This window comes from Candidatus Hydrogenedens sp., from assembly GCA_035378955.1.
GTDB lineage: Bacteria > Hydrogenedentota > Hydrogenedentia > Hydrogenedentales > Hydrogenedentaceae > Hydrogenedens.
This window is the reverse complement of the sequence record DAOSUS010000002.1, coordinates 1-24,271: the sequence shown is the minus strand read 5'-3', so window position 1 is coordinate 24,271 and position 24,271 is coordinate 1. Positions and strand designations below refer to the sequence as shown.

General features: G+C 39.6%; 17 protein-coding genes. 7 read left to right on the top strand and 10 right to left on the bottom strand.

Annotated features, from left to right (window positions below; genetic code table 11):
• Positions 1–49: 49 nt before the first annotated feature.
• The 7 genes from PLA12_00660 to PLA12_00630 form a co-directional block, all read right to left on the bottom strand.
• Positions 50–1,099, bottom strand: coding sequence for a hypothetical protein (locus PLA12_00660; GenBank protein HOQ31000.1), 1,050 nt, complete (start codon positions 1,097–1,099; stop codon positions 50–52).
• A 17-nt stretch (positions 1,100–1,116) separates the two neighbouring features.
• Complete coding sequence (locus PLA12_00655; GenBank protein ID HOQ30999.1) at positions 1,117–1,497, bottom strand: hypothetical protein; 381 nt, start codon at positions 1,495–1,497, stop codon at positions 1,117–1,119.
• 21 nt (positions 1,498–1,518) lie between these two features.
• Positions 1,519–2,250, bottom strand: a complete 732-nt coding sequence (locus tag PLA12_00650) for a hypothetical protein (GenBank protein HOQ30998.1) — start codon at positions 2,248–2,250, stop codon at positions 1,519–1,521.
• Positions 2,251–2,267: 17 nt separating this feature from the next.
• A complete protein-coding gene (locus tag PLA12_00645) occupies positions 2,268–2,465 on the bottom strand; it encodes a hypothetical protein (GenBank protein HOQ30997.1) in 198 nt (65 codons plus the stop codon).
• 44 nt (positions 2,466–2,509) lie between these two features.
• On the bottom strand, positions 2,510–3,226 hold the full coding sequence (locus PLA12_00640; protein HOQ30996.1) for a hypothetical protein: 717 nt from the start codon (positions 3,224–3,226) through the stop codon (positions 2,510–2,512).
• Positions 3,227–3,271: 45 nt separating this feature from the next.
• Positions 3,272–4,537: a hypothetical protein gene (locus PLA12_00635; protein ID HOQ30995.1), complete on the bottom strand. Its 1,266-nt coding sequence runs from the start codon at positions 4,535–4,537 to the stop codon at positions 3,272–3,274.
• A 317-nt stretch (positions 4,538–4,854) separates the two neighbouring features.
• Positions 4,855–7,137, bottom strand: coding sequence for a YfhO family protein (locus PLA12_00630; protein ID HOQ30994.1), 2,283 nt, complete (start codon positions 7,135–7,137; stop codon positions 4,855–4,857).
• A 114-nt stretch (positions 7,138–7,251) separates the two neighbouring features.
• Here PLA12_00630 and PLA12_00625 point away from each other — a divergent pair, with 114 nt between their 5' ends.
• The 4 genes from PLA12_00625 to PLA12_00610 all read left to right on the top strand — a co-directional run bounded on the left by PLA12_00625 (position 7,252) and on the right by PLA12_00610 (position 14,830).
• Positions 7,252–8,202, top strand: coding sequence for a glycosyltransferase (locus PLA12_00625; protein HOQ30993.1), 951 nt, complete (start codon positions 7,252–7,254; stop codon positions 8,200–8,202).
• A gap of 26 nt (positions 8,203–8,228) precedes the next feature.
• Complete coding sequence (locus PLA12_00620) at positions 8,229–9,401, top strand: metallophosphoesterase (GenBank protein ID HOQ30992.1); 1,173 nt, start codon at positions 8,229–8,231, stop codon at positions 9,399–9,401.
• A complete protein-coding gene (locus tag PLA12_00615) occupies positions 9,389–12,547 on the top strand; it encodes an AAA family ATPase (protein HOQ30991.1) in 3,159 nt (1,052 codons plus the stop codon). The genes PLA12_00620 and PLA12_00615 overlap by 13 nt, the downstream gene beginning before the upstream one ends.
• A 144-nt stretch (positions 12,548–12,691) precedes the next feature.
• The gene (locus tag PLA12_00610; protein ID HOQ30990.1) at positions 12,692–14,830 is read left to right on the top strand and encodes a C45 family autoproteolytic acyltransferase/hydrolase; all 2,139 of its coding nucleotides are present in this window, start codon (positions 12,692–12,694) and stop codon (positions 14,828–14,830) included.
• 69 nt (positions 14,831–14,899) lie between these two features.
• Here PLA12_00610 and PLA12_00605 read toward each other — a convergent pair whose 3' ends face one another.
• A complete protein-coding gene (locus tag PLA12_00605; protein HOQ30989.1) occupies positions 14,900–16,873 on the bottom strand; it encodes a methyl-accepting chemotaxis protein in 1,974 nt (657 codons plus the stop codon).
• A 289-nt stretch (positions 16,874–17,162) separates the two neighbouring features.
• Here PLA12_00605 and PLA12_00600 point away from each other — a divergent pair, with 289 nt between their 5' ends.
• The 3 genes from PLA12_00600 to PLA12_00590 all read left to right on the top strand — a co-directional run bounded on the left by PLA12_00600 (position 17,163) and on the right by PLA12_00590 (position 19,656).
• A complete protein-coding gene (locus PLA12_00600) occupies positions 17,163–17,927 on the top strand; it encodes an FKBP-type peptidyl-prolyl cis-trans isomerase (protein ID HOQ30988.1) in 765 nt (254 codons plus the stop codon).
• A 336-nt stretch (positions 17,928–18,263) separates the two neighbouring features.
• Entirely contained in the window at positions 18,264–18,578 is a 315-nt protein-coding gene (trxA, locus tag PLA12_00595) for a thioredoxin (protein ID HOQ30987.1), read from the top strand.
• A 73-nt stretch (positions 18,579–18,651) separates the two neighbouring features.
• Positions 18,652–19,656, top strand: coding sequence for an aspartate-semialdehyde dehydrogenase (locus PLA12_00590; GenBank protein ID HOQ30986.1), 1,005 nt, complete (start codon positions 18,652–18,654; stop codon positions 19,654–19,656).
• A 12-nt stretch (positions 19,657–19,668) separates the two neighbouring features.
• On the opposite strand, the gene PLA12_00585 is transcribed toward PLA12_00590, so the two are convergent.
• Both PLA12_00585 and secA read right to left on the bottom strand, forming a co-directional pair.
• Entirely contained in the window at positions 19,669–21,159 is a 1,491-nt protein-coding gene (locus tag PLA12_00585) for a transglutaminase-like domain-containing protein (protein HOQ30985.1), read from the bottom strand.
• Positions 21,135–23,882, bottom strand: coding sequence for a preprotein translocase subunit SecA (gene secA, locus PLA12_00580; protein ID HOQ30984.1), 2,748 nt, complete (start codon positions 23,880–23,882; stop codon positions 21,135–21,137). Before secA ends, PLA12_00585 begins: the two co-directional genes overlap by 25 nt.
• Positions 23,883–24,271: the final 389 nt, after the last annotated feature.

Genomic DNA, 24,271 nt, shown 5'->3' with positions numbered 1-24,271 from the left:
TAAATCATAAAAATCTATAAGCCCCCATGGTTATCTTTTCAATATATGGTTAACTCCAGTCACAACGCATGACCACACGCGCCTTTTGATAAATAATGGCAAAGTCCGTTACTACCGTAAGATAACTACGGTCCCATTGTTGATGAATCAGACGGTCACTTTCTACGAGCACATCCTGCTCTGTTAATTTCTGGACAGCATAGCGAGCATCCAACAAGACAAAGCGGTCTTCCGGATAGTCAGGCATTGGCACTAACTTCACTCCCAATGGTGTCGGCAAATTACCCGACTTCGCAAAATCAAACAATGCGGAGTCCGTAATTTCCGGTAATGACAATATCTTTTCCATCGTATCGGAATTCGCAATAAGATGTGTCGGGAGGAAAAAGTTTTTTGTAGTCAGATGAAGGAAAGCCCGAACAAGGTCGTTATACTTCCATGTGCCGGCGGTTTGCGTATTTAGCACCTCCGGTGCTGTTTCACCGGACACATCACCATAAGTAAGCACATACGCAAGCCGTTTATCCAGATTTCTGCCTAAACATTCGCCTATACGCCGAAGATGGACACGCAACATATCCACCGACATACGGCGGATAACCTCATACGAAGCCAGGATACCTCGCCCTAACTTCTGTAATTTGATAATTCGATTGCCATACCGTATTTCCGATTCCGGGATAACAGCACCTTCGCCGACACCCCGCAACTCTTCCTCTTCTTCCGACTCCTTAACATAAGGCACATCGTAAACAGCACTGTCAATGCGTTCATCACGAATTATCAATTGCGAATATACAGGCTTCCCTGTCATCCCAGAAACAACCGATTCACGAACCAAATCCGGAAAGAGCCATTTCGCATTGGGGTCTGTCTGGAAAAAACGCTCCACAGTAATCTGGTATAAATCAATCCCAAATTCACGGGCACAATACTCCTCAATATCTGTCCCTACCGCACGGAAAAATTGAGTGTGTGTCAGTCCTAAAGAGTTTAATGTCTCATACAACTCTTTCCCACGCATGGACAATAATTTCTCTTTGGGTTGGGATAAAAACTGCATCTGTTCTGCCAATTTTGTTTGTTTGGATACCATCATAAAAACCTCCTTTCCTGTTAAAGCAATACATGAACCTGATTTACAGACGGTTCTGTTTTCACTACCCGACCCAAGCCATTTCCAGAGGCAGGAGATTTTACTTTACCCGGTGTTGTTGAACCTGCAATCCCCTGCAATCCATTCACTGTTGGTGGAACTCCTACATACTCGAAAATGCATATACCACGCACCTTTACAGGAATAGCCGTATCGTTCGTATCGCAATCATTCATTGCCTGCCCAAAAATAATATCCTCACCGGTAAAGGCATTCGTTACCACATATCCCCCAATGAGTTTCAATGCATCCCCACGACGGATACTCACAGGTCCTGTTTCCGGTGTGCTACATGTAATAATTAATTCGGTATAGGTTCCGCCAATATCTCCAAATGCCATAATTTGCCTCCTTTCCTTTTTTTATTGTTTCTGTTTTTCCTGACCACGAACCAGATTTAGCAAGTTGTGGTTTGTTTGTGAGCTTGTTTTCTCTGCCCAGGTCTCATCTACCTTTTCTGGCTGTGAAAATCTCTGGGGTGGGTTTTGCCGTTCCAGACGGTTTTCCCATTTCCTTAAGTTTGTATAAATTTCTTCTAACGAACACCTTGACATAACCTTTTCCCACTGGGACGCATCAAAGTTATCACCTTCAAGAAACTTGCCCAAACCACATATCCTGCGAATGGCATATTCACGGGCTGTAATACCATCTTCTATCAGAGAAAGAACCTGCGAAGGTGAAATTTGCCATTTTCGCATATTTTGCCACAATGTCCGTTGAAAACGGATAGAAAAACCTCCCCAACGTTCTACCCGATAAGTATATTGCTGGTTATCTTGCATCCGCAGATTTAAGTAGCCATTTCCATCACCTTGACTAAACCAGCGATAATCACCTATGTGCTTTACCCCATCTAATTTTTCAACATCCAGCCATGAAAGGTTATGCGGCAGTTTTTCCGTTCCCCAGAGTTCACTCCGTAATTCCGTATCATCAATTCGCCAGCCAAGAAGATACCCCTTTTGTTCAATTCGCAGGTCAAGATGAGCCCCTTGCTTATCCTTATGGACATGAAGCACAAAGCGACCTTCGGAATGAAGCGGAATATCTACGGGGATTTCCCCTTGATGTTCTATCATCCTGCAAAACATAAAATCACCTCCTTTCGTTAATGGTTTAGAAATATCCCCTGTTGTATAAGAGAAAAGACAACCCCAAGCAGATTGGCTATTAAAAGCCATAACCCACGAAACAACGATTGCTCCAATCGAGAGATACGCTCCCGCAATTCACTTACATCCTCACATAAGTTATTTATTGCATCATACTTGCTTCGCCTTTTCGGTATTGTAGATGTTCTAAGCATAGAAACACCTCCTTCCATTTCATTTGATTTTTATTTATGACAATTTATTCCATACACCACGCTTTGCTTTTATCTATACCCTCAGAATAGCCCCGTCTTAACATGAACCAGCCTTTTTCGCCGAATGTGTTCAATATATGTGTTCGGACTTCGGATACAAACGAAGTGCCTTGCGAACCACATGCCACTACAGACCCTTCCAATACATCCTGCACACCCCGCATTCGGTAGTAACACAGCGACCCTTCATATTTTTCACCCGGAACATGTATGCAACGCCGTATATCGCGATTACAGATAGAACATTCAGGAAACGAAAAAGAGAACCCTATGGAAGTTTCCCGATAAATACCCCCTTCAATATTTGCGATAAAGTTACGGTTTTCCTCCAATCTTAAAACATACACTTTAGGACGAACCGAAAGAATATCTCCTTGTCGATAAAGAGTAGAATGGAAGAAAGTGCCACGCGGAAGAGAGCCCTGCAAGTCATGTCGCTCCATCAAAGGTCGCCCCGGCACCTTCTTGTGTATCACTTCCAGTTCATCCTCCGGGAAACAACTGAAATGTCGGTCAATCTGGTTATGACACAAATCCAGAGTGAAGACCACATACTCATCCGCCGTCAAAGGTCGCAAAGTATACCGATTAATTTCCGTCAAATCTGTTTCTCCTTCCTGCCCAGCAGGAGAAAAAGCAGAATTGTTGTTTACCACTTCACCCCAACGCTCACCAAAACAAAGTTTTTCAAGCATACCCATAAAAAAGCCTCCTCTGTTCGTTAAATAAAAGTTATTGCCTTATTTCTAATATAAAATCTGCTCTACCGCTTTACGCGTCTCCTCTTTAGAAATAATCCCGGATTGCAACAGTTGGAGAAGTGCATTAATTCGCCGCGTTTCTATTAACGATTTCTTCAAGGTATCCGCTGTGCTATTAGAATGCGGTTGCACGGTAAATTCCGCCTGTATTCCATGCATCGCTAATTCGAGTTGATATATCCGTTCCAAAATGCGGGCTAAAGATTGATTAATCGTATCCACCTGCCGATTCATGATTTCATACTGCACCGTTCCATAAGTTTCCGTTGTCCCATAATTTCGACCCAACAAAATAGGCATCATGTGAGCACCTGTAATGATTTGTTCCTCAATAGCACGCTGAGTTTCATAATACGCCGAAAAACGCTGTGCCCCTTGAACAACGGATATACCAATATTGTCAAAGGTAACCACATTCTGGTCTACCCCCAAATTACTCATTTGATTTCGCACCTGTTCCAAATTCGAATCCAAACGGTTCTGGTACTCTTCCTCCGTTTCATCTGTTCCTCGCGGTTCAGGTTTATATTGTACATGCAAACGAGCCCAACCCGCATTATGCATAGCACGGGACATATCCTCCATCAATCTCTGTTGTATCCGAACAACAAAAGGTAGAGAGCGAAATAAAGAACGCCCGTAGGGATTGCTTCCATCACGGTCTAAAGCGATATACACAAACCGTTCGCGAGGGAGCCGAATTGTCTCTTCCGCATACACCTGATACGCCTGCCAATCCCCATCCTCCCAGCGAAAACGAATCGTCCATACATCTACCGGAACCACATCATAAATCTGGCTCCCTCGCGGAGAAAACACAATTTCCATAGCAGAAGCACCATAAGTAAACAGAGATGTGTATACAATATCCAGTAGATGAGTGAGCCCCCCTTCCCCATGATTCATACGACGATTCAACTTCTCAATAACTTCCTGTGCCTCCCGTTTTAACAATTCCGATACGTTATCCGACCATACCAACCTAAAACCCGTATTGCATAACCGTTTCCATGTCCATACCGCATCAGACAAATCCGGAATACTATCCCGCAGATAGCGATACACCTCTAACATCTGAAAAGGAACATTATCCGGAAGCGGGGCAAAACTTTGTAAATACTGGTTCGGCGTATTAAAAACCAGAGAACGACGCAAAACAGGCCTTGTTTTCGTTCGCGGTTTCCCACGAGAAGAAAGAAATAGGCGGAACCAATCCAACCAGCGATAACCTGAAAAAATATTTTGCATCATATCCACACCCTTTTATAAAAATATCCTCTATAAATAAAGCACACTTTTTGCCCTACACCCGACCTAATCCCATGCTAATAAACTACTTGCAGCCCTTTTCCCTATTATCTCTTTAAAGAATACCGGGAGACGAAAGATTTTTCGCTTCTACAGAATTTATGGCCGCAGAAAGAAATATAGACAAAAAAGACTTAACCATTTAAAATATCCGAAGCGGGGAAGCTTCAGATACAGGAAGGAAAAAGCAGAAAGAAATATAGACAAAAATTTCTGTGCTACTTACTAACGGTATTCTTATGGATATGAAGGAGCTATAATTATGTAGTTTGTCTTTTGCTCAAAAATTTTTCGATGAGTAACAATGCTAAGGTTAAAAGTATCGCCACTAATGTAATTATTCTTCCTGTATTCCAGCCAGGACTTGTATATTTGAATACAACTTGATGTACTCCCCCAGGTATGGGAATACCTCGAAATATACCGTTTGTTCTGTAGATTGGAGTAAGTTCCCCATCTATAAATGCTTTCCAACCCGGGCTGTATGTGTCCAACAGAACTAAAAAGCCTTCTTTAGGTGCTCTTATCTGTATAGAAATGTATTCGGGATTTTCCTCTTGAATACTGGCAGTTACCATATCTGGGGGAGTAGCTGTGTTCTCTTCCAATGTTATTGGAACTGTATCAGGAATTTTTTTACTGTATGAAATTGGTTCTTCCGCCTCTATTATACATTCCGCAAATGATGAATATTCTCCGCTCTTTAAAACATTAAAAACCTCTTCCTTAGAGGATACTATTTTGTAATGGGATATCCAGAAACATCTTGGCATAGGTTGGGTATTTTCGTAAATATCAACAAAGGGAATTTGCTCCATTTTACGCCAATTCTTTAATTCCTTTTCCTTATCTCCCTTTTTTTGCGTATTACTGGCAAATGCCCATTGAACCCCGCTGATAGTTATCAAAGGATTGTTGAGTAGTTCTGTTTTTTCTTTCTTATGATTGGAAAGCAATTCCATCCACAATTGTGTGTATTTATCCATTGGCAGTTCTGTCCCATTAACCAGTTGCCAGTGATAATACATTCCAAGATTTTCTGACCAGAGTATTGAGTTTGGTTCGGAAATAATAACACTTCTTCCCGTGCCTGTCTGATAGCGCAATTGTCGAATGGACTCGGAATAAATATCTTTTTTTTCAATAACGGGGATATAACTTTCTGGCAGGAAAGGGCGAAGTAAATAATACAGTTCTATAAAACCTAACAGGGCAATTAAAATGCAAAGGACAGAATTTACTTTAGGTATGCGTATAACTGTGGCTGGGATAAGTAGTATAAGCAGTAAAATGGATACCCCTTTTATCCATGGATTGCCGATTATAATCAGGGCTATTAGCAATAAAAAAACAAGGATACCGGATACCCAAACATAAGGGGAACTCAAATCCCGACCTTTCAGAAGCAGCCGATAAAAGCCTATTCCTGATAATGTTGAGAAAGAAACAGCAACGAGGACAAGCATACCCTGTTGAAGTATTCGTGCAAGGTCAAGGTTCACAAAGAATAGTAGAAAGAAGGACAACAATATTAGCCCGTGAAATACTACGATAGAACGAAATTCACGGTCAAAAAAGGCAGGGATAATAAATGTAAGACATATTAATCCGGGATATAAAACGGGTAATTCAGGAAGGTCCCATGACCATATAGGAAGAGCCATCTGGAAAAGCGACATATATATCGTCTCGGGGAAATGAGCCGATAGAGGAAAACTCATAAATTGAGTCCAATTTCCCCGTGTATATATTTGCCACGATATGAAGGGAAACCATGTAAAGGCACTTATCATTATTCCCAGTAGCAGAATCCCTATAATTTTGAAAATTACAAATAGGGATTTTCTTTCTATCGAAAGAGGTAAGAACCTGCGAAAGATAAACGGGAACAGGATAAGCATAACAATGCCTGTGAATATACATTCCACACTTCCGGATAGCACCAATGCAGTCCATATAAATAAAAGAACAAGGAAACTACGCGGCGTATAATTTTCGAGGAAATACACCATCCCACTTAACAGAAAAATAAGCCATACAGAACCACTTAACAACGGCAGTGCCATTTGTGCACAGATTACAGGTCCTGAAAACAGCATAGATACCAATCCGGGAATTAAAGCAGGATAAGGAATTTCTAAAATCCGACCCCATATTAAGAAACCAATACCTATAAGGGACAGAGAAAGGAAAATATACCATTGATAGGCAGGGGCAAAATCCATTCGCCAAAATAGTAGATGTAGAGGTTCGAATAGAGAGGTTCGAGTATCAACAAGATAGGGCTGTCCACAAAGTTGATAAGGATTCCAATGTGGAATTTCTCCTTTTGCGATACGGTCAAAGCCATATTTCCATATCGGACCCCAAACAGCATATTGTTGATTTGTCCATACATCTTTTTTCTCGTTTTTACTCAGATTAGACGCCAGTGTAGGGTCCCAATAAATGCGTATCATAAATAACAGAAAAATGCCCCCGAGTAATGTTCCCCAAAAAGGAAACCGACGAAACTCCGAAACCTTATTTACCATTTGCGACATATATAATGAGCCTCATTTCAGAAAAAACTTTTTTATATAGAAATAAGAATTCCCTTTTCTGTATATTATCATGTTAATATTTTATAATAACAAAAAAGGGAAGAAAGTTTCGGAATGTCAACGAATGAAATCCAGGCAAGCGTGTTGTTAGTCGGGAACAATCTATCCGGATGTTTATCCCCATGGTTCTTTCATCTGGAACATCAGGACTATCCTTTAGCACAATTCGAATGGATTATTGTGGATATGAACCCAACGGAGGAAACCCGAAATATATTTTCTTCTCTATCGAAAGGGTCTCCTTTAATTGCCCGTTACATTCCGCATGGCAACGATTCTGTGATAAAGGCATGGGATGTAGGTTTCCGCGAGGCAAGAGGGAAATGGATATTATGCAGCCAACCGGAGGTATTGCCCAGTAATAATTGGGTGCAAAGACATGTCCAACTCCAATACGCATACGAAGGAAACGCCTGTATAGGGGGTGCTTTGCTTCCCCATCCACGACTTCCATCTAAGAGCCTGACCCCATGGTTACTACCGGAAGATGAACCCCCTTCAACGGAGCAAGTTATCCAGGTAACTCCTCTCCATTTTTCTATCTATAACATGAGTATCCCCAAAGACCTTATTCTTCGAGGCGGAGCATTTAACAAGTCCTTTTACTTCGTGGAATTTGCGGAAGTGGAATTAGTGAGACGCTTATCGCGAGCTGGGTGCAAACTTCATATTGATAATCAAGCCCTATGCTGGCTCTGGAAAGGGAATTCCTATATAGATATGTGTAGGTATCATTATCGTCGGGGGTATTCCATGGGCTGTTATTTACGATTATTTCCCAATGATTACCAGATAGTTGTTAATTACAAACTTTATTTCCCCTATCCCACACGAATTATTAATGCCCTACTTATTCCTTATTACCACCGTTTGTGTTTAAAACTTCCAGAGGATTCAAAATTGCTTCAAAGGATGTATCGCCGCATTTTGCGATATTGGCGGTATCGAGGCTTTACAGATGCTATGGCAAAGCAGGAACCGCAAATTGATATAATATACTCTTAGTCAAACTGTTACAGGTTAAAAGCAACATGTTCATCTTACATACTGCAAATTTATATTTCGATAAGCCTTTTTTTTCTTGCTCAAATCTGCAATACGGTCAAGAACGAAGAAAAAGACAAAGAGAATTATTCGATGCGATTATTAATAAAGTATTTGAATATAAAGCGGATGCCTTATTTATAACCGGGAATTTATTGGATGCAGAATACACAACCGAACAAACCCTTCAATATCTATGCGAACGATGTGATGCCATTAAACCTGTTCCTGTCATTATTATTCCTGGCAACTCCGACCCTATCACAAAACATTCCCCGTATGTATTGAACACTTTTCCTGAAAATGTGACTATAATGAATTCCGACATAAGAAATATGTGGGAAGAAGACAAAACCCCGTTTGTGGTTTATACACTGACAAAAAACGATATAAAAACAAGAAATTTTACCGAACTTAATTGTCCTTCGGGCTATGATGGCAGAAATCATATCCTTTTATCTTATGATTGGCCCATGTTCGATGACAAGAACGAATTATCAGCATGGTTTGAAAAAGTCCCCGATGTTATTTCGTATGTTGGAATAGGAAAGGGACATAGTTTTAAACAACTTTACAATACCTCCCAATTAACAGCGTGTTGTTGTGGTCTTCCCGACCCCCTAAGTATAGACGACACCCCTCCGTTTGGAGTGCTGGGTATTCGTTTCCAATCCAATAATAATCGGTGGGAAGTTTCGCAGATAGAACATATATCCTTACAGAAAAATTTTTATTCCGTTATAAATATAGATATATCCTCAATTACAAACAAAGAAGAGCTTTATACACAATTGCGGAACGAGTTAGCCAAGGTACAGAAACCTTGTGTTGCTCATATCCGTTTCTCTGGAACAATTTTTCCCTCTATTTTGAACAAGATTCCAGAGGTGGTGAATTCTATCCAAGAAGAAAATCTCTCTTTCACTTGGAGTTGTGATGGAGAGATAGAAGGCTTTGAAAGTATAGAGGACTTCCGTGAAATTACCGTATTATCTGAATTTTTCAAGCAAATAACAGAAGAGCAGAAGTATGCACCGAGCCCTACCGTTAGCGGTATGGCAAAGCGAGCCCGCCATCTCACGGCAAGAATTGCTGGAGGAGTGAAACTAACAATCCCCACTGTCGAAACATGTGAGGTCCCACCAGAATGGAATTTATAAAAGGACACATCTACGGTTTCGGGAAACTACAAAAGGTATCCCTTGAATTTGGGAAGGGGTTTCAGATAGTTTTTGTTAGAGATGAAAATGGGAAAAACACCTTGTTTCAATTCTTGCTGGATATGCTTTTTGGACAAAAAACTTCCAGAAAGAAAAACGCCTCCTTTTCCGAAAATTATTATAAATATACACCCTGGCATACATCGGATTATCGTGGAAATATTATCTACCGTTTCGACACAGGGAAAGTGATACATCTTCATCGAGTATTTGCACCGGAAGCATTCTTAAAAATTTATGAAGGACTGGATGTAAATGATATAACAGATACCTTTCCTGTATATCCGAATGGGGAACCTGCTTTTATAAAAAATCATCTAGATTTATCCCGCGAAATATTTACAGGACTTGCTTCGATTTCAAAAAAGACAATAGATGACCTGAATTCTTTTACCCACAGTAACAGAATAAGAGAGCATCTTCTTTGTTTAATAGATACAGGAACAACGGAACAATCCATAAACAACATAATCACGACTTTTCAGGAATACCTGCAATCTATCGGGACAGAACGCACTTATAAACGCCCACGAAATTTTATATCGGAGCAATTGAAAAAGTTATCCGAAGAATATGAGCAAGCAAAGGGTAATCTTGAAAAAATCCCGCAGAAGAGGGCGTCCTTGAAAGAATATAAAGAACAACTAAACACGGTTCAACGGGAATATAAGGAACTGCAAGAAAAATTGCAATATGCCCGTCAATATGCCCTTTGGAGAAGGAAAAACGATGCAAAAGCCCTCCGCGATAAATTAGATGAACTGACGGCACGGTCTTTCGCTTATTCTAGCTATAAAAATTTTCCATTGGACCAGAATATATATGTTATTCAATCAGAAATGGCTATCAATCATGCAGAGATGCAGAAGCAAAAACTACAAAATGAAATTGAGAGTATTTCTGAGGAAATAAATAATCTCGAACTCGAAATTCACCATTCTTCCTTTATCCCGATTGATTACATTAAGGATTATCAAGATAAATATGAGGAATATTTAAAGCACATAAACAGTAATGAAGAAGTCTTAAAGGAATTATACCATCAACGAGAAAAGATAACTGAACATATTCAAGAAGTAGAAAAGATTGTTTCCGAACTTCCCTGGGTAATACAAAAAGATGATATGTTCTATCAGAAAACCGATTTTGCCATTGACATGTATAAAAGTTCGTTAAATGAAACACAAAAAAGTGAATTTCAACTTAATGAACTCAAAGAAGAATATGCCCGCGTTCAGGAACAAATACAGCCGTTTCGTGAGTTATTCGCCGGTATAACCGACTTCGCTGGATTGGTAGATGAGTATTTGAAATATAAAGATAAGCCGGAAGAGGAACAACAGGAATTAGAAAGACAATTACAGGAAACAGAGGTAATTAAACAAGAAACACTTTCCCAACAACCCACAAACTTGCTATTTGGGTTATTTTGTCTTTTGCTGGATATTGCTTTGCTCTATATGTTTATAAAAATGCATAAAACAGAATCTTTATGGTTTGCGGGTGCCGTTGGAATAGGCTTTTTATATTTTATGAGTTCCTACATAAATAGCAAACGAACCCTCAAAAATATAGATATTTTCCAGCAGAAATTGAAAGAAGAAATTCAGAAAATTGTTACCTTTGAATATATTGACAAACACCCTATAACGGCATTACTGAATAAAGCTCATTTACAGCACACCCGAGAATTGCAGGGGCTTTATGACGAATACTGTGTGTGGCTAAAAAAAGAAGCAGATTTGATTCAGCGCATTCATAAAACTGAGGAACTTTTTACGATTAATCAGTCTCGAACTAATGACCTTTTTCAAGAGGTGCAAAATCTTTTTGAACAAGTAGGCCTGCCTCTGGAAAATACGGATAAAATGGAGCAAAATCGGCGGAAAGTATTTGAATTGCAGGAAAAAGTGCGAATGTATCATCGTAGACTCTGGGACTTACAAGAACAATACCAGCAATTAACATATACCATAACAAAAAAAGAAGAATACATAAAGAAAATCCACCATCAAATTCAAGAGGAAATATTTAATCGAATAGGACATAAACTCATTCAATCCGGATTACTCCAATCCGAAGAAGCCTTATCACAGGATACATTCCGTTCCTACTATCACGCCGAAGAAATATATGGCGGACTAAAAACAAAAGTGTCGGAACTTCGCAAAAAACGATTGGACATGAATCAACAATTGCAAAAGGTAGAGGAGGAAATCTCTCAAAATCAGAAGCAAATTAAGGAGATATTAGAACTGGCAGGAGTAAGCAGCATCTCCGAGTGGAAAAACAAATACACCCGTGCCGAAGAAGCCCATGTTATCTTTTCGCAAATGGAACAAACGAAACTCCAACTTCAACAATTGCTGAATGATGAAACCATTGAAGACCTGGAAAAGCAAACACAGGATTTTGTTCCTTCTGTTCCCGCCGAAGATGAAGAACAATTACAATCGCTCATGAACCAGAAAGAGCAAGAAGCCGAACAAATTCAACAGGATATACAGGTCCTTCAATCAGAGTTAGAAGAATGGATGAAAAACTCACGACCATTAAATGAAATTGCTGAAGAGAAATATTATTATGAAACTCAATGGAAAACCCTGCAATACGAGCAAGAAAGTGTGTTATTAGCAATATCTGTATTACAGCAACTCTCTACATATCGGTATCATAAAATTGCACAGCCATTACAAAATGAGATGAGCCGTTTACTCACCCATCTAACAAAGGGCAAATACACAGGAGTTCTTGTAGACCCAGACCTAACCCTGAAAGTTATTCCTGCTCAAACAGGAAAAGCAATACCTCTTGAAGAACTTTCATCAAATCCATTTCTTCTGGAACAATTATATTTCGCCATGCGTGTCGCTCTTATGAAAATTCCCCATTTTCTCAAAGAACAACTCCCGTTACTGTTAGACAATCCTTTTGTATCTTACGATTACCCTCAATGGATACAATCTTTAGAAACCTTAAAAGCATTAGGGGAAGAGCAACAGATAATCCTGTTTACATACAGAAAAGATATTCCTGATATTGCCAACAATCTATCAATCCCCATTTCAATCATTGAGGATGTATAGCCGTTTTACCCAAGGAAAAAGAAACGGATGAAAACTTTTTTTGAGATGGAAAGTCAAATAATACTGTTATAATAGATAATTCCATTCTGTTACTAATTTAAAACATTTAAGATAAAAATATTTTTAATTTACAGGAGAAATCCCATGAAAAAGAAAATCCGTTTTATCCTTCCCATCCTTTTTGTCGGGGTGGTTTTATGTGCAGGCTTCTATTTCTGGCTCTATCCTACACGAGGTCCTCATGAAGCAGTAGATATGCAAAAGGCATTTTTAGAAGAAATTGATGGGACAAAAGTTATCCATTTAAAAGGCACTCCGTATGAAATGGGCTTTCAACGCGGTGTGCTTTTAAAGGATGTTATTCACCGCAGTTTGGCTCGATTTGATGAATTACTGGAACTGGCTAAAAAGGAAGTTGGATTGCCAAAGTTTGCCGCCAAATTAATACTGGATGTTACATGGAGATTATGTTCACCGCATATCCCGTTACGGTATTCTCGTGAACTGGAAGGGATTGCCGATGGTGCCGATGTAAGCCTTCAAGATTTGCGTCGCATCCATGTAGTTTCTGTTATTACAGAACGGGGTTGTAGTTCGTTTGCGGTATGGGGAAAAGCCACAGTAGATGGAAAAATGTATCACGGCAGAAATCTTGATTGGATTATGGAAGCGGGCATTCAGGAGACCGCCGTAACTTTCTGTTATGAACCACAGGGACTGAATTCTTTTGTTTCTGTTGGTTATGCTTGTGCTATTGGTGTGCTCTCGGGTATGAACAATCGCAAGGTATCTATTGCCCAGATTGGAGCCACCAATAAAGACCGACGCATAGATGGTATTCCGCTGGAACTTCTTCTACGCCGAATTTTAGAAGAATGCTCTACCTTAGACCAGGTAACCGGGGTTATCCAGAAAGCACGGCATACTGTAGGTTATAACTATGTTATTGCCGATGGGGATGAAAACCGTGCTCTGGCGTATGAGACCTGTGCTCATCATGTGGCTATATTCACGGATAATGACCCTCGTGAAACAGTGGAATATGCAATTCCTATTGAGAACGCAGTTATGCGTGCTGATGAAGCCATGGACCCAACCATTCGCTCGTTACAAACCTGTGCAAATGCACCGAATATGCCTTACGGCTCGAATTCCTATGACCATCGATATAAAGGTATGGCAACACGAATAAAAGAAAATTACGGCAAAATTGACCAGAATATTGCATTAGAGATACTCAAAGCAGTGGCCATGGTAAATACCAATCTTCACAGCGTCCTTTACTGCCCCACAGACCTTGAATTGTGGGTCGCTCATGCCAAAGGAACAGAAGACGCCGCAAAACAGCCTTATGTCCACTATAAAATGAAAGAACTTTTTGACCCTGCTCGAAAAGAAAAACTATCCTCGCCCAAACAGACCGAAGAAAAACCCTATTTTGTTGCTTCAGAAAAATTTACGGGTGAATACCTTGTAGATACAGGCTCACTAAAAGGAACTTTTCGTTTTGAAGGTAAATCTATTGGTTTCGTGCCGTTTTTCTCCATTTCGCCAGAACTTGAGATTTCTAACAATCCGCCCGCACTACCGGGCTTGCTGAATTTTTATCGTGTGTTCGCAACAAACCAGCGGTTCGGAGAAAGCATGCGTAGTGTGCAAAGCAAAACCGAATTGTTAGATGGAAAAACAATGAAGGTATTGTGGGAAGCAGATGAAGCACATCCTTTCGTCCTGTCTACCATATATCAATGGGTGAATCCACAAACATTAGACCTTCATATCTCCGTCGAAGCGAAACAATCCCTGCCTGACTTTGAAATTTTTCTCTCTTCCTACCTGACGGATAAATTTCCCGAATCTTATGTATATGCACAAACAGAGGAAGGAGATAAGTTCCTTCCTACACCGGGGGACGCAGGAGTATGGCAGGCTTTCCCAAGAGATGAACAAGCCATTCAAATTATCCAGGATGGACGCTGGACTATTCCGCCAAACCCTGTGGATTGGACAATCCGCCCCTTCTATAAAGAACCAATTATTTACCGTATAAATAAAGAGACAAATCTCGCTGTAGTTCAAATGGCACGCAAAGATAATTGCTTTGCTATATTAACTCCCGAAGCAGGAAACACACACTATTCCATGTATTTCTCATTGTTCGGCAAAACATTAGAAACAGGGCAGAAAATTGAAACTACTGTCCGTATGATTATTGCCCCTATGAATGAAGAACAAATCCTCTCATCTTACCAGGAATTCTTATCATCGAATAAAGCACAATAAGGCTATCTTGAATATTATTTTTCTTCGGGAAATCTTTGTTCTTCGTGTTTTTTCGTCTGTTAAAACCAATTACTTATCCCCACGGATAATAGCATAAAGGGAATTAACGGCGTTCTTTAATTGAATTGCCTGAGCCGAGAGTTCTTCCGCTGTGGAAGCAGTTTCTTCAGAAGTTGCGGAAATATTTTGAGACACTTGATTGATAGAAGATAGAGCCAGATTAATCTGCTCAATACCTTGCGCCTGCTCAACACTTGCTGTCGATATTTCGGTAATAAGAGTAACTGTCTTCTGGACCGATTCGGTAATGGTTTGTATAGCAGAGAAAACTTTTTCAGATACCTCTGCGCCTTTGGTAACATTTATCTGGGATTGTTTCAATAATTCTGCCGTTTCTTTCGCCGCAAGGGCACTACGCTGTGCTAAATTACGCACCTCTTCTGCAACCACGGCGAAACCTCTTCCTGCTTCACCGGCACGAGCCGCTTCTACGACCGCATTGAGAGCTAATAGATTGGTCTGGAAAGCCACTTCCTCTATGGTTTTTATTATCTTTGCTGTTTCATCAGACGATTTTTTAATAGCCCCCATAGCCTGATTAAGTTCTGTTACTGCTATCGAACTTTGTTCTGTAGCATTTTGGATTTCTAATATTTTGTTTTTAGCTTCTTCTGAATTTGAGGCACTCTCCTGCACATGAGAAGAAATTTCTTCTAAGGAAGCAGAAGTTTCTTCTAAGGAAGAGGCTTGATTGCTCACCTGAGAAGCCATATCCTGACTACTGCTGGCTAAGTGCTCTGCGGCGGCATCTACCTGATTTGCGGATTCGTTCAACAGGTTTGACAAATCTGTCATGTGAGAAGTCAATCGTTTTGCCATAAAGAACCAGACTATTAAGGCAACTACAAGAATTATCGCGGTAAGTATAATTATTAGAACAATCTGATTGCGAAATGTTCCCCGAATTTTGGCTTCTACTTCCTGAAGTTCATCCACATAAGCACTGGTACCAATAACCCAATCCCAGGGTTCATAATACATAATCATGGCAATTTTTTTTCGGGACACAGGGTCATCGGCTCTTTTCCATGTATAATAATGAATTGCCGTTTCTTTTCCTTTTAGTTTCAAGGCTTTATTTATGATGTTCTGGATGAAATATTCTCCATCTGCATTCTTGGTTTCCCATTCGTTTTGTCCATCTCTTGTTCCTTTATAGGAGATTACACAATATCCTTTATTAGCTCCTTTCCCATTAAGAACAAAGACATAGCCTGTTTTCCCTATTACAATATCCATAATCGCTTTACGCAAGGCAGTTGCACTTTCTTGTGGAATACCCGTATAGAGCATTCCAATAACTTTTCCTGCGGAATCATATATGGGGTCATAAGCAGTTATATACCAGCGGTCAACAACAAAGGCACGTCCTTTATATCGTTCTCCTTTTAATACCGTATTAACTACTTCATTGGGGTTACCATCAGGTTCTTTTACTGGAATATAAGTCCCTATTGCCCGTTGTCCTTCTTTTGTCAATACATTAGTGCATACCCTCAACATGTCTCCATTATCATTCATTCGTTGAAAGATAGTACAGGTTACATTCTGTAAATTTTTTACTTCATCTACAATAGGAGAAGGAATTTTGGGGTCCTTATTGGGCTCTATGGGTTTGTCCCCTATCTTCATTCGTGGTAGTGTTACACTTTGTTTTTCTTTCGTAAACTGATTTGTCCCTTCCCATGTTAAAAGGGAATCCGTATTTACAGATATACCACCCGATACCTCTACCAACTTATGAGCAACATCCAGACTTTTACCTACAAAATTCTCTAATACTTCTTGCTGAGTCTCACAAAGACTATACACTCCTTCTGTAATATGCTTTAAATCCGAATTAGAAAGTTTCTCTGTTTCACTCAGTACCGAATCCAATACCTTATTATTCTGTACATAAACATTCAAGAAAATAATTACCGCAGGAAGTATTGTAAAAATCGCACCTAAGATTAACAACCTTAATGTAAGAGATACTTTCATAACATTCCCCTTTAAGAGATATTTATCCTTACTTTTCCATTATTTTTTATTATTACACAATGAACAATAAAAATAAAAAATCGCTATAAAAGTAGATTGCCAAATATTTTATATGATTAATATCTTTACAAATATAGGTTACCAATTCATTCTTCAGATTATTTTGTAAAGACCGACAATTTGATTTTATATATGCAATAGGAGTATGCTCTATCTAAATTGGGCTGTTTTCAGAAAGTTTGAGACTCCCCATCGAAACCTTAAAATTTCAATTTCAAAGGAGAAAAAAATGTCAGTTTTAAAGGGTAAATCTATTCTCATTACATCTTGTTTGTTAGTATCCGCTCTTTTGCTTTTTATAAATCCAGTAAGAGGACAGGATACAGAAAAGCCAAAATTTGAAAATGATGTGGATAAACTTTGCTATACCTTAGGTGTGAATGTAGCGAAGACTTTTCAGATGTTAAATACTAAACCTAATTTAGAGGTATTAAATAAAGCCATCAATGATGTTCTGGACAACAAAGAACTGGCTATGACAGATGAAGAAATGCAGAACTGTATTCGCACCTTCCAGCAAAACCTTATGGAAGCCCAGATGAAAAAGCGGGAAGAAGACGCGGTAAAAAATGAAGCAGAAGCAAAGAAATTCCTTGAAGAGAACAAAACAAAAGAAGGTGTGGTCGCATTACCCAGCGGTTTACAATATAAAATACTGAAGGAAGGGAATGGACCTAAACCAAAAGAAACCGACAGCGTAACAGTTCATTACAAAGGCACTTTATTAGATGGAACAACTTTTGATAGTTCCTATGACCGTGGGGAACCAGTAACCTTCCCGTTAAATCGTGTTATAAAAGGTTGGACTGAAGCCTTACAACTTATGCCTGTAGGTTCCAAGTGGCAAATTTTCATTCCTCCCAACCTTGCTTATGGTAAAGATGGCAATCAGCGAATTCCACCGAATGCCTTACTTCAGTTTGAAGTAGAATTATTGGAAATTAAACCTCCAGAGCAAGAAGACAACAACACAGTCCAACTTCCCAATCAATAATATTGAATGATAGATAGTTTCTTAAATCCCCCATACAAGAAAGTATGGGGGATTTCTTTATAAGATTAAGAATAGACTACATAAACTACAATACGCACAATATGAAAGATGAATTGCAAAGAAAGACACGATAAAAGTGTTTCTTTACAAACTCCTTTTTGAAATTCAAAGAATTAGAAAATAATTGCAATATTTATTAAAAGATTTTATATTCAATCATTGGCAGAAAAAATAAAGTTTGAAAAGTTAAGGGAACAAATTATATAATGATGTAGTTTTAATTATTACGGAATTATGATTTTTATCATTTGAAAAATATATTTTAAGGAGTTTAATATGGCGATGACATTTACCAAAGATAATTTTTCTTCAGAAACATCGAAGGGTGTAAGCCTTGTAGATTTTTGGGCGGAGTGGTGTGGACCGTGTAGGATGATGACACCGATAATTGAAGAGTTAGCAAAAGATTACGCAGGTAAGGCAAAGATTGGAAAAGTAAATGTAGATGAAGAATTTGAATTAGCAGAACAGTTTGGCGTTTCGAGTATTCCTACGCTTGTAATAATAAAAGATGGAACTGAAGTTAAAAGGTTCGTTGGTCTAACCCAGAAAGCAGTTCTTGCCTCTGCGTTAGATTCATACCTTGGATAGCATTTGTAAAAAAGTAACTTTTTCTATTATATAAACAACCACCGAAATAACTTATAAGACAGGAGTCGTGTATATGAATCCCAAAGTAGTTGCTGTTGTGGGTGCTACCGGTTTGGTCGGTAGGAAAATGATAGAAACATTGGAAAATAGGAATTTTCCTGTTAAGGCAATAAAATTCCTTGCTTCGGAGCGTTCTCGAGGCAAAAAGTTAGCCTATAAGGGAGAAGAAATTCCTGTTGAAGTTCTTGATGAAAATTCATTCAAAGGGATTGAAATAGCCCTTTTTAGCGCAGGTGGAAGCACAAGCAAGAAATTTGCACCCATTGCAGCAAAAGATGGCTGTGTTGTTGTTGATAATTCAAGTGCCTGGCGCATGGACCCGAAAGTTCCATTAGTGGTCCCGGAAGTTAATGCTCATGAAATCAAAAATCATAAAGGGATTATCGCAAATCCGAATTGCTCTACCATACAAATGGTAGTTGCTTTAAAACCTATTCATGATTTCGCCCGAATACAACGGGTTGTAGTTTCCACTTATCAAGCGGTTTCAGGGGCGGGACAGAATGCGGTTCAAGAATTAATAAATCAGATACAGGCGTATGTAGAAGGAAAGCCTTTAGAAGTAAAGGTTTTCCCTCATCAAATTCTATTTAATTGTATTCCCCAAATTCCGCAGAAAGATGCCTTTGAGGCGAATGGATACACGAACGAAGAAATGAAGATGGTCAACGAGACCAAGAAAATTATGGGTGACCCCAATATCAAGGTAACAGCTACCACAGTCCGCGTTCCGGTGATTAATAGTCATAGCGAATCTGTAAATATACAAACAGAAAAGAAGGTAACTGTAGAGAAAGCACGCGAATTACTTGCCAATGCTCCGGGTGTAGTATTAATGGACGACCCCGCGAAACAAGTATATCCTTTGGCTACGGTAGCCGTAGGACGGTGGGAAACCTTTGTAGGCAGAATTCGTGAAGACATTTCCCATCCCAGTGCATTGGATATGTGGATTGTTGCGGATAATCTCCTTAAAGGTGCTGCATATAACGCTGTTCAAATTGCAGAGTATCTATAAAAGGAAAAATTATTACTCTACATTTATAATTTCGAGTTGTATTTGGTTCACATAAGAACTGAGGCGGAACCATTGTTCAATATTCCCATAAATCAGGGCAATATGTGTAGCATCTGCGATAGCTTGCCCTAAAGTTGGGTCTATCGGTGTCCAATCTCCGACAAATACTTCTACCCATGCATGATAACCGAAGGCTTGTAATTCATCACTCCATACCAATCCAATACATATCCGTGTGGGTATTCCAACGGCACGGGCAAGTGCCGTGAAAAGAACTGCATGTTCATTACAATCGCCCTGACGCGTTTCAAGAACCGTCAAAGCAGACGGAATATTTGGAGATATTTTCTTTTCTATATTTTTAAAAACCCAATCATAAATTTTCTGGCTCTTTTTCCAGAGGTCCTGTTCTGTCCCCACAATCTCTTTTGCCATTTGTTGAATTTTGGGATGTTCCGACTGAATTAATGCGTCTCCTGTAAGCGTATTGTCTGGGATTGTCCGCATGATTTTTTCTGTCAGGGGAAGCGATTTGGGTTCTGCAGGTGGATTGATAAAATATCCCTGAGCTGTTCTTACCTGATATGTGGATACGGGGGGTTGGTTGATATTTGTTAATCCCTCAATTTTCACCCACATTTGCCTGGCTCCGCGGAAAGGCTTTACCCCTTTAGGTTTTATGGCTGTTGCACTGATTATATCCCCTTTTTCGCTGTCCGGAATGTGTGCTGTTGTTTCTGCGAGACTTATTTTCTTAAGTTTCAAACCGAAAGGTGTTGTTACTTGAACTACTTCCTGGTCGGGGGTAACCCATACCGTTGATGTAAGCCCACTCAAAGTTACTGTCATACGGTAAGTATCAATATTTTCTCCTGCTATCTGTAAAGTTTCTTTGCTCTGGGAAGTTATGATAGATTTCTGCACGGAACGGGAAAGGGGGTCGAAAACATCTACAGTAATACTCTGGCCAGGTTCTAAAACAGGGGTATCCATTAAGGGTAAAGCCGGTCCTGCAGTAAGTAAAAAATTCCTGCCGACAGGTAGGGAATAAGGAACTGTTTCTTTACCGGTTATTATCTCTCCCTTTAATTGATATCCATCATATTCACCCGATATTTTGATGTCGCTCTCATCGGAACGAAGTGCTAACTGAAAATTTTCCAAACCCTTCCGCTGACTAAACCATGCAAAACCACGAATAGATAAATTTACAGGAAAGGAGAAAATCACAGTATCCAATCGGAATGTAATAGTCATTTTAAATGCAGGTCCATAGGGGCTCATCGGTTCCGGGTTTGTTGTAATCTGCACATATCCTACTTTTTTATCATCGTTTGTATATACACCGACCCGCCAATCTTTATATTGTTCCCATCGTGTTTCAGGAAAACTCCATGTAGATTTTGTAAAATATCCTTCCCGAATGAATAATAGGGTCATCATAGCGATCCAAAAAAGAACGATAGAGACCAGAGCGATTATACGAGTTGTTTTCCACAGCATTTTTTATATTTCTTTCCACTGCCACAAGGACAAGGGTCATTCGGTCCTACTTTCGGTCCGACACGAACAGGTACCCGTTTCGGTTTTTCTTCTTCTGCTTCTTCTGTGGTTCCACCCCCTGGAACGGATTGCCCTCCCAGAGCAAACTTTCTTGTATCGAAAGCGGAAAAACTACGGTCGGCTTCTTTATCTGCCGCAATGTAACTATACCGTTGCAAATGAGCAAAGGGGTCATCTTCCATAGTCGCCCCCGTAGCACGAGAAGGGATACTTCTCTTTTTGCGATATTCCGGGTCTGTAATACGGAATAGCGATTGAATAACATTTAACTCGATGGACTGTATTAAATTCTGGAATAATTCAAAAGCTTCCTGCTTGTATTCCAGTAAGGGGTCTCTCTGTCCATAAGCACGAAGACGCACCGATTCTCTGAGATAATCCATTTCATATAAATGTTCAATCCATTTTTCATCCACGGCTCGCAACAATACCATAAGTTCTAAATCATGAATGCGTTTTCGGGCTATCTTTTTAAAGTTTACCGGTGGGAGAGTTTGTCCTTCTCTCGTTTGTTGTTCATATTGTTTCTGTAGTTCCACTTCAAGCAAGGTATGACGCCGTTCATATTCCCTTAACACCTGTTTAAAAAGGCTCTCACGCAGCGAGATAGGCTCTTCTTCCTTTTCACCGCTTAAATTAAAATCTGTATTGAATATCTTTTTTAATTGTTTTTGTAAACCTTCCAGGTCCCACTCTTCTGGCAGTTGGTCTTCCGGAGCAAACTGGTCAATGACATCGGAAATAATATTCGTAATCATTTCTTGCAGGCGTTCCGTCACATCTTTATCTTCCAGCACTTCCTGCCTCATGGAATAGATATATTTCCTCTGCTTATCCATAACCTCATCGTATTCAAGCAGATGCTTTCGAATTTCGTAGTTATATTCTTCGACCTGCCTTTGTGCCCGTTCAATCGAGCGTGAGACCATACGCTGGCTTAAAGGTTGCTCGTCCATTTCACTATTACTACCAAACATGTCCAGCAATCTTTTAACACGGTCTCCACCAAAAAGCCGTGCTACTTCATCTTCAAGACTTACATAAAATCGAGTAGTTCCAGGGTCTCCCTGTCTGCCGGCACGACCTCGTAGTTGATTATCAATTCGCCGTGCTTCATGTCGTTCCGTGCCGATAATATACAATCCACCTAATTCACGAACCCCTTCCGCCAATTTAATATCGGTTCCACGACCTGCCATATTTGTAGCGATGGTAATGGCTGATTTTTTCCCTGCATTGGCAATAATTACGGCTTCGCGTTCATGGTGTTTTGCATTTAATACCTGATAATCATCAATACCGATACCTTCTAATAATTGGGCTAACTTTTCGGATTTTTCGATACTGACCGTTCCTACCAAAATGGGGCGACCTGTTTCATGTATTTTTTTAATTTCTTTTACTACATAGCGAAACTTTCCATCTTCTGTGGCAAAGATAAGGTCATTCAAATCTTCGCGGATTAAAGGTAAGTTGGTAGGAATTTGAGTTACCTCAAGTCCATAGATTTTGCTAAATTCCAGAGCCTCTGTTATAGCGGTTCCTGTCATACCTGCTAATTTTTTATACATTCGGAAATAGTTCTGATAAGTAATCGTAGCAATGGTCTGTGACTCAAAGCGTATGGGCACGCGTTCTTTGGCTTCGATGGCTTGATGAAGTCCGTCCGAGTAGCGTCGCCCTTCTAATGCACGACCGGTGAACTCATCTACAATAAGCACCTCTCCATCTCGAACAATATAATCTTTATCCCGATGATATAAATTATGGGCTCGTATCGATTGCTCAAGAATATGGACAATTCCAATGTTAGTATCTGTAAATAAATCATCCACACCTAAAAGTCGTTCCGCCTGTTCCATACCATCGTCCGTTATAAGCACATAGCGTTGTTTCTCATCCACTTCGTAATGCTCTCCCTTACGAAGTCGTCGAACAACCTCATCTACTTTCACATAAATATCCGAACTCCGTTCAGGACGACCTGAAATGATAAGGGGAGTGCGTGCCTCATCAATTAATATAGAGTCCACTTCATCAACAATAGCATAATTTAACCCGCGTTGAACCTGCATGTCTTTACGCACCGCCATATTATCGCGGAGATAATCAAACCCAAATTCGTTATTTGTCCCGTAAGTAATATCCGCACGGTATCCCACCTGCCGTTCGTATAAATCCATATCATGCTGTATAAGTCCAACACTTAAACCTAAAAACTGATAGATAGGTCCCATCCATTCCGCATCACGCCGTGCTAAGTAATCATTCACCGTGACCACATGGACACCTTCTCCCGTCAGGGCATTCAAATACACCGGCATGGTTGCTACCAATGTTTTTCCTTCGCCGGTTACCATTTCTGCAATACCCCCTTGATGAAGAACAATACCACCGATTATCTGAACATCAAAGGGTCGTAGCCCGACTACGCGTTTTGCCGTTTCACGAACTACGGCAAATGCATGCGGAAGTATATCATCTAAAGTTGTCCCCTGCGACAGTTTTTCTTTTAATATCGCCGTTTGCGAACGCAATTCCGCATTGGACATTTTAACAATGCGTGGTTCTTCTTCACGAACAGCATCCAGAAGAGGTAGCAATTTCCGTACAGCTCGCTCTTTACTGGAACCAAAAATCCATTCAATCAGTTTAAATATCATCAATGTTTTTCCTTATTTCCAAACATGTAGGAATATTTTATGTACGGGTAATTCATGTAAGGGTAATTCATGAATTACCCCTACCATATTATAACCATTATGCACCTTACTATGCCTCTAAATGTGTTCTTATATCCATAACCATTAACCATATATACATTATTTTCTATTTGAAAAATATTTTTAAAATTTGTATTCAAATATAAAAAAGAAATTGAACAAAATATTTATATATAATAGAAGGATAATAAATCTTGACGGGTTAGATAAAATTGTGTTAATTTTGTTAAAAAAATTGTATAATGCTTATTATAGGGATAAAGTAAAGTATATAATATAATGTATTATTACAAATAACCATGGAATATGGAGTGTTACCGATGGGAAAA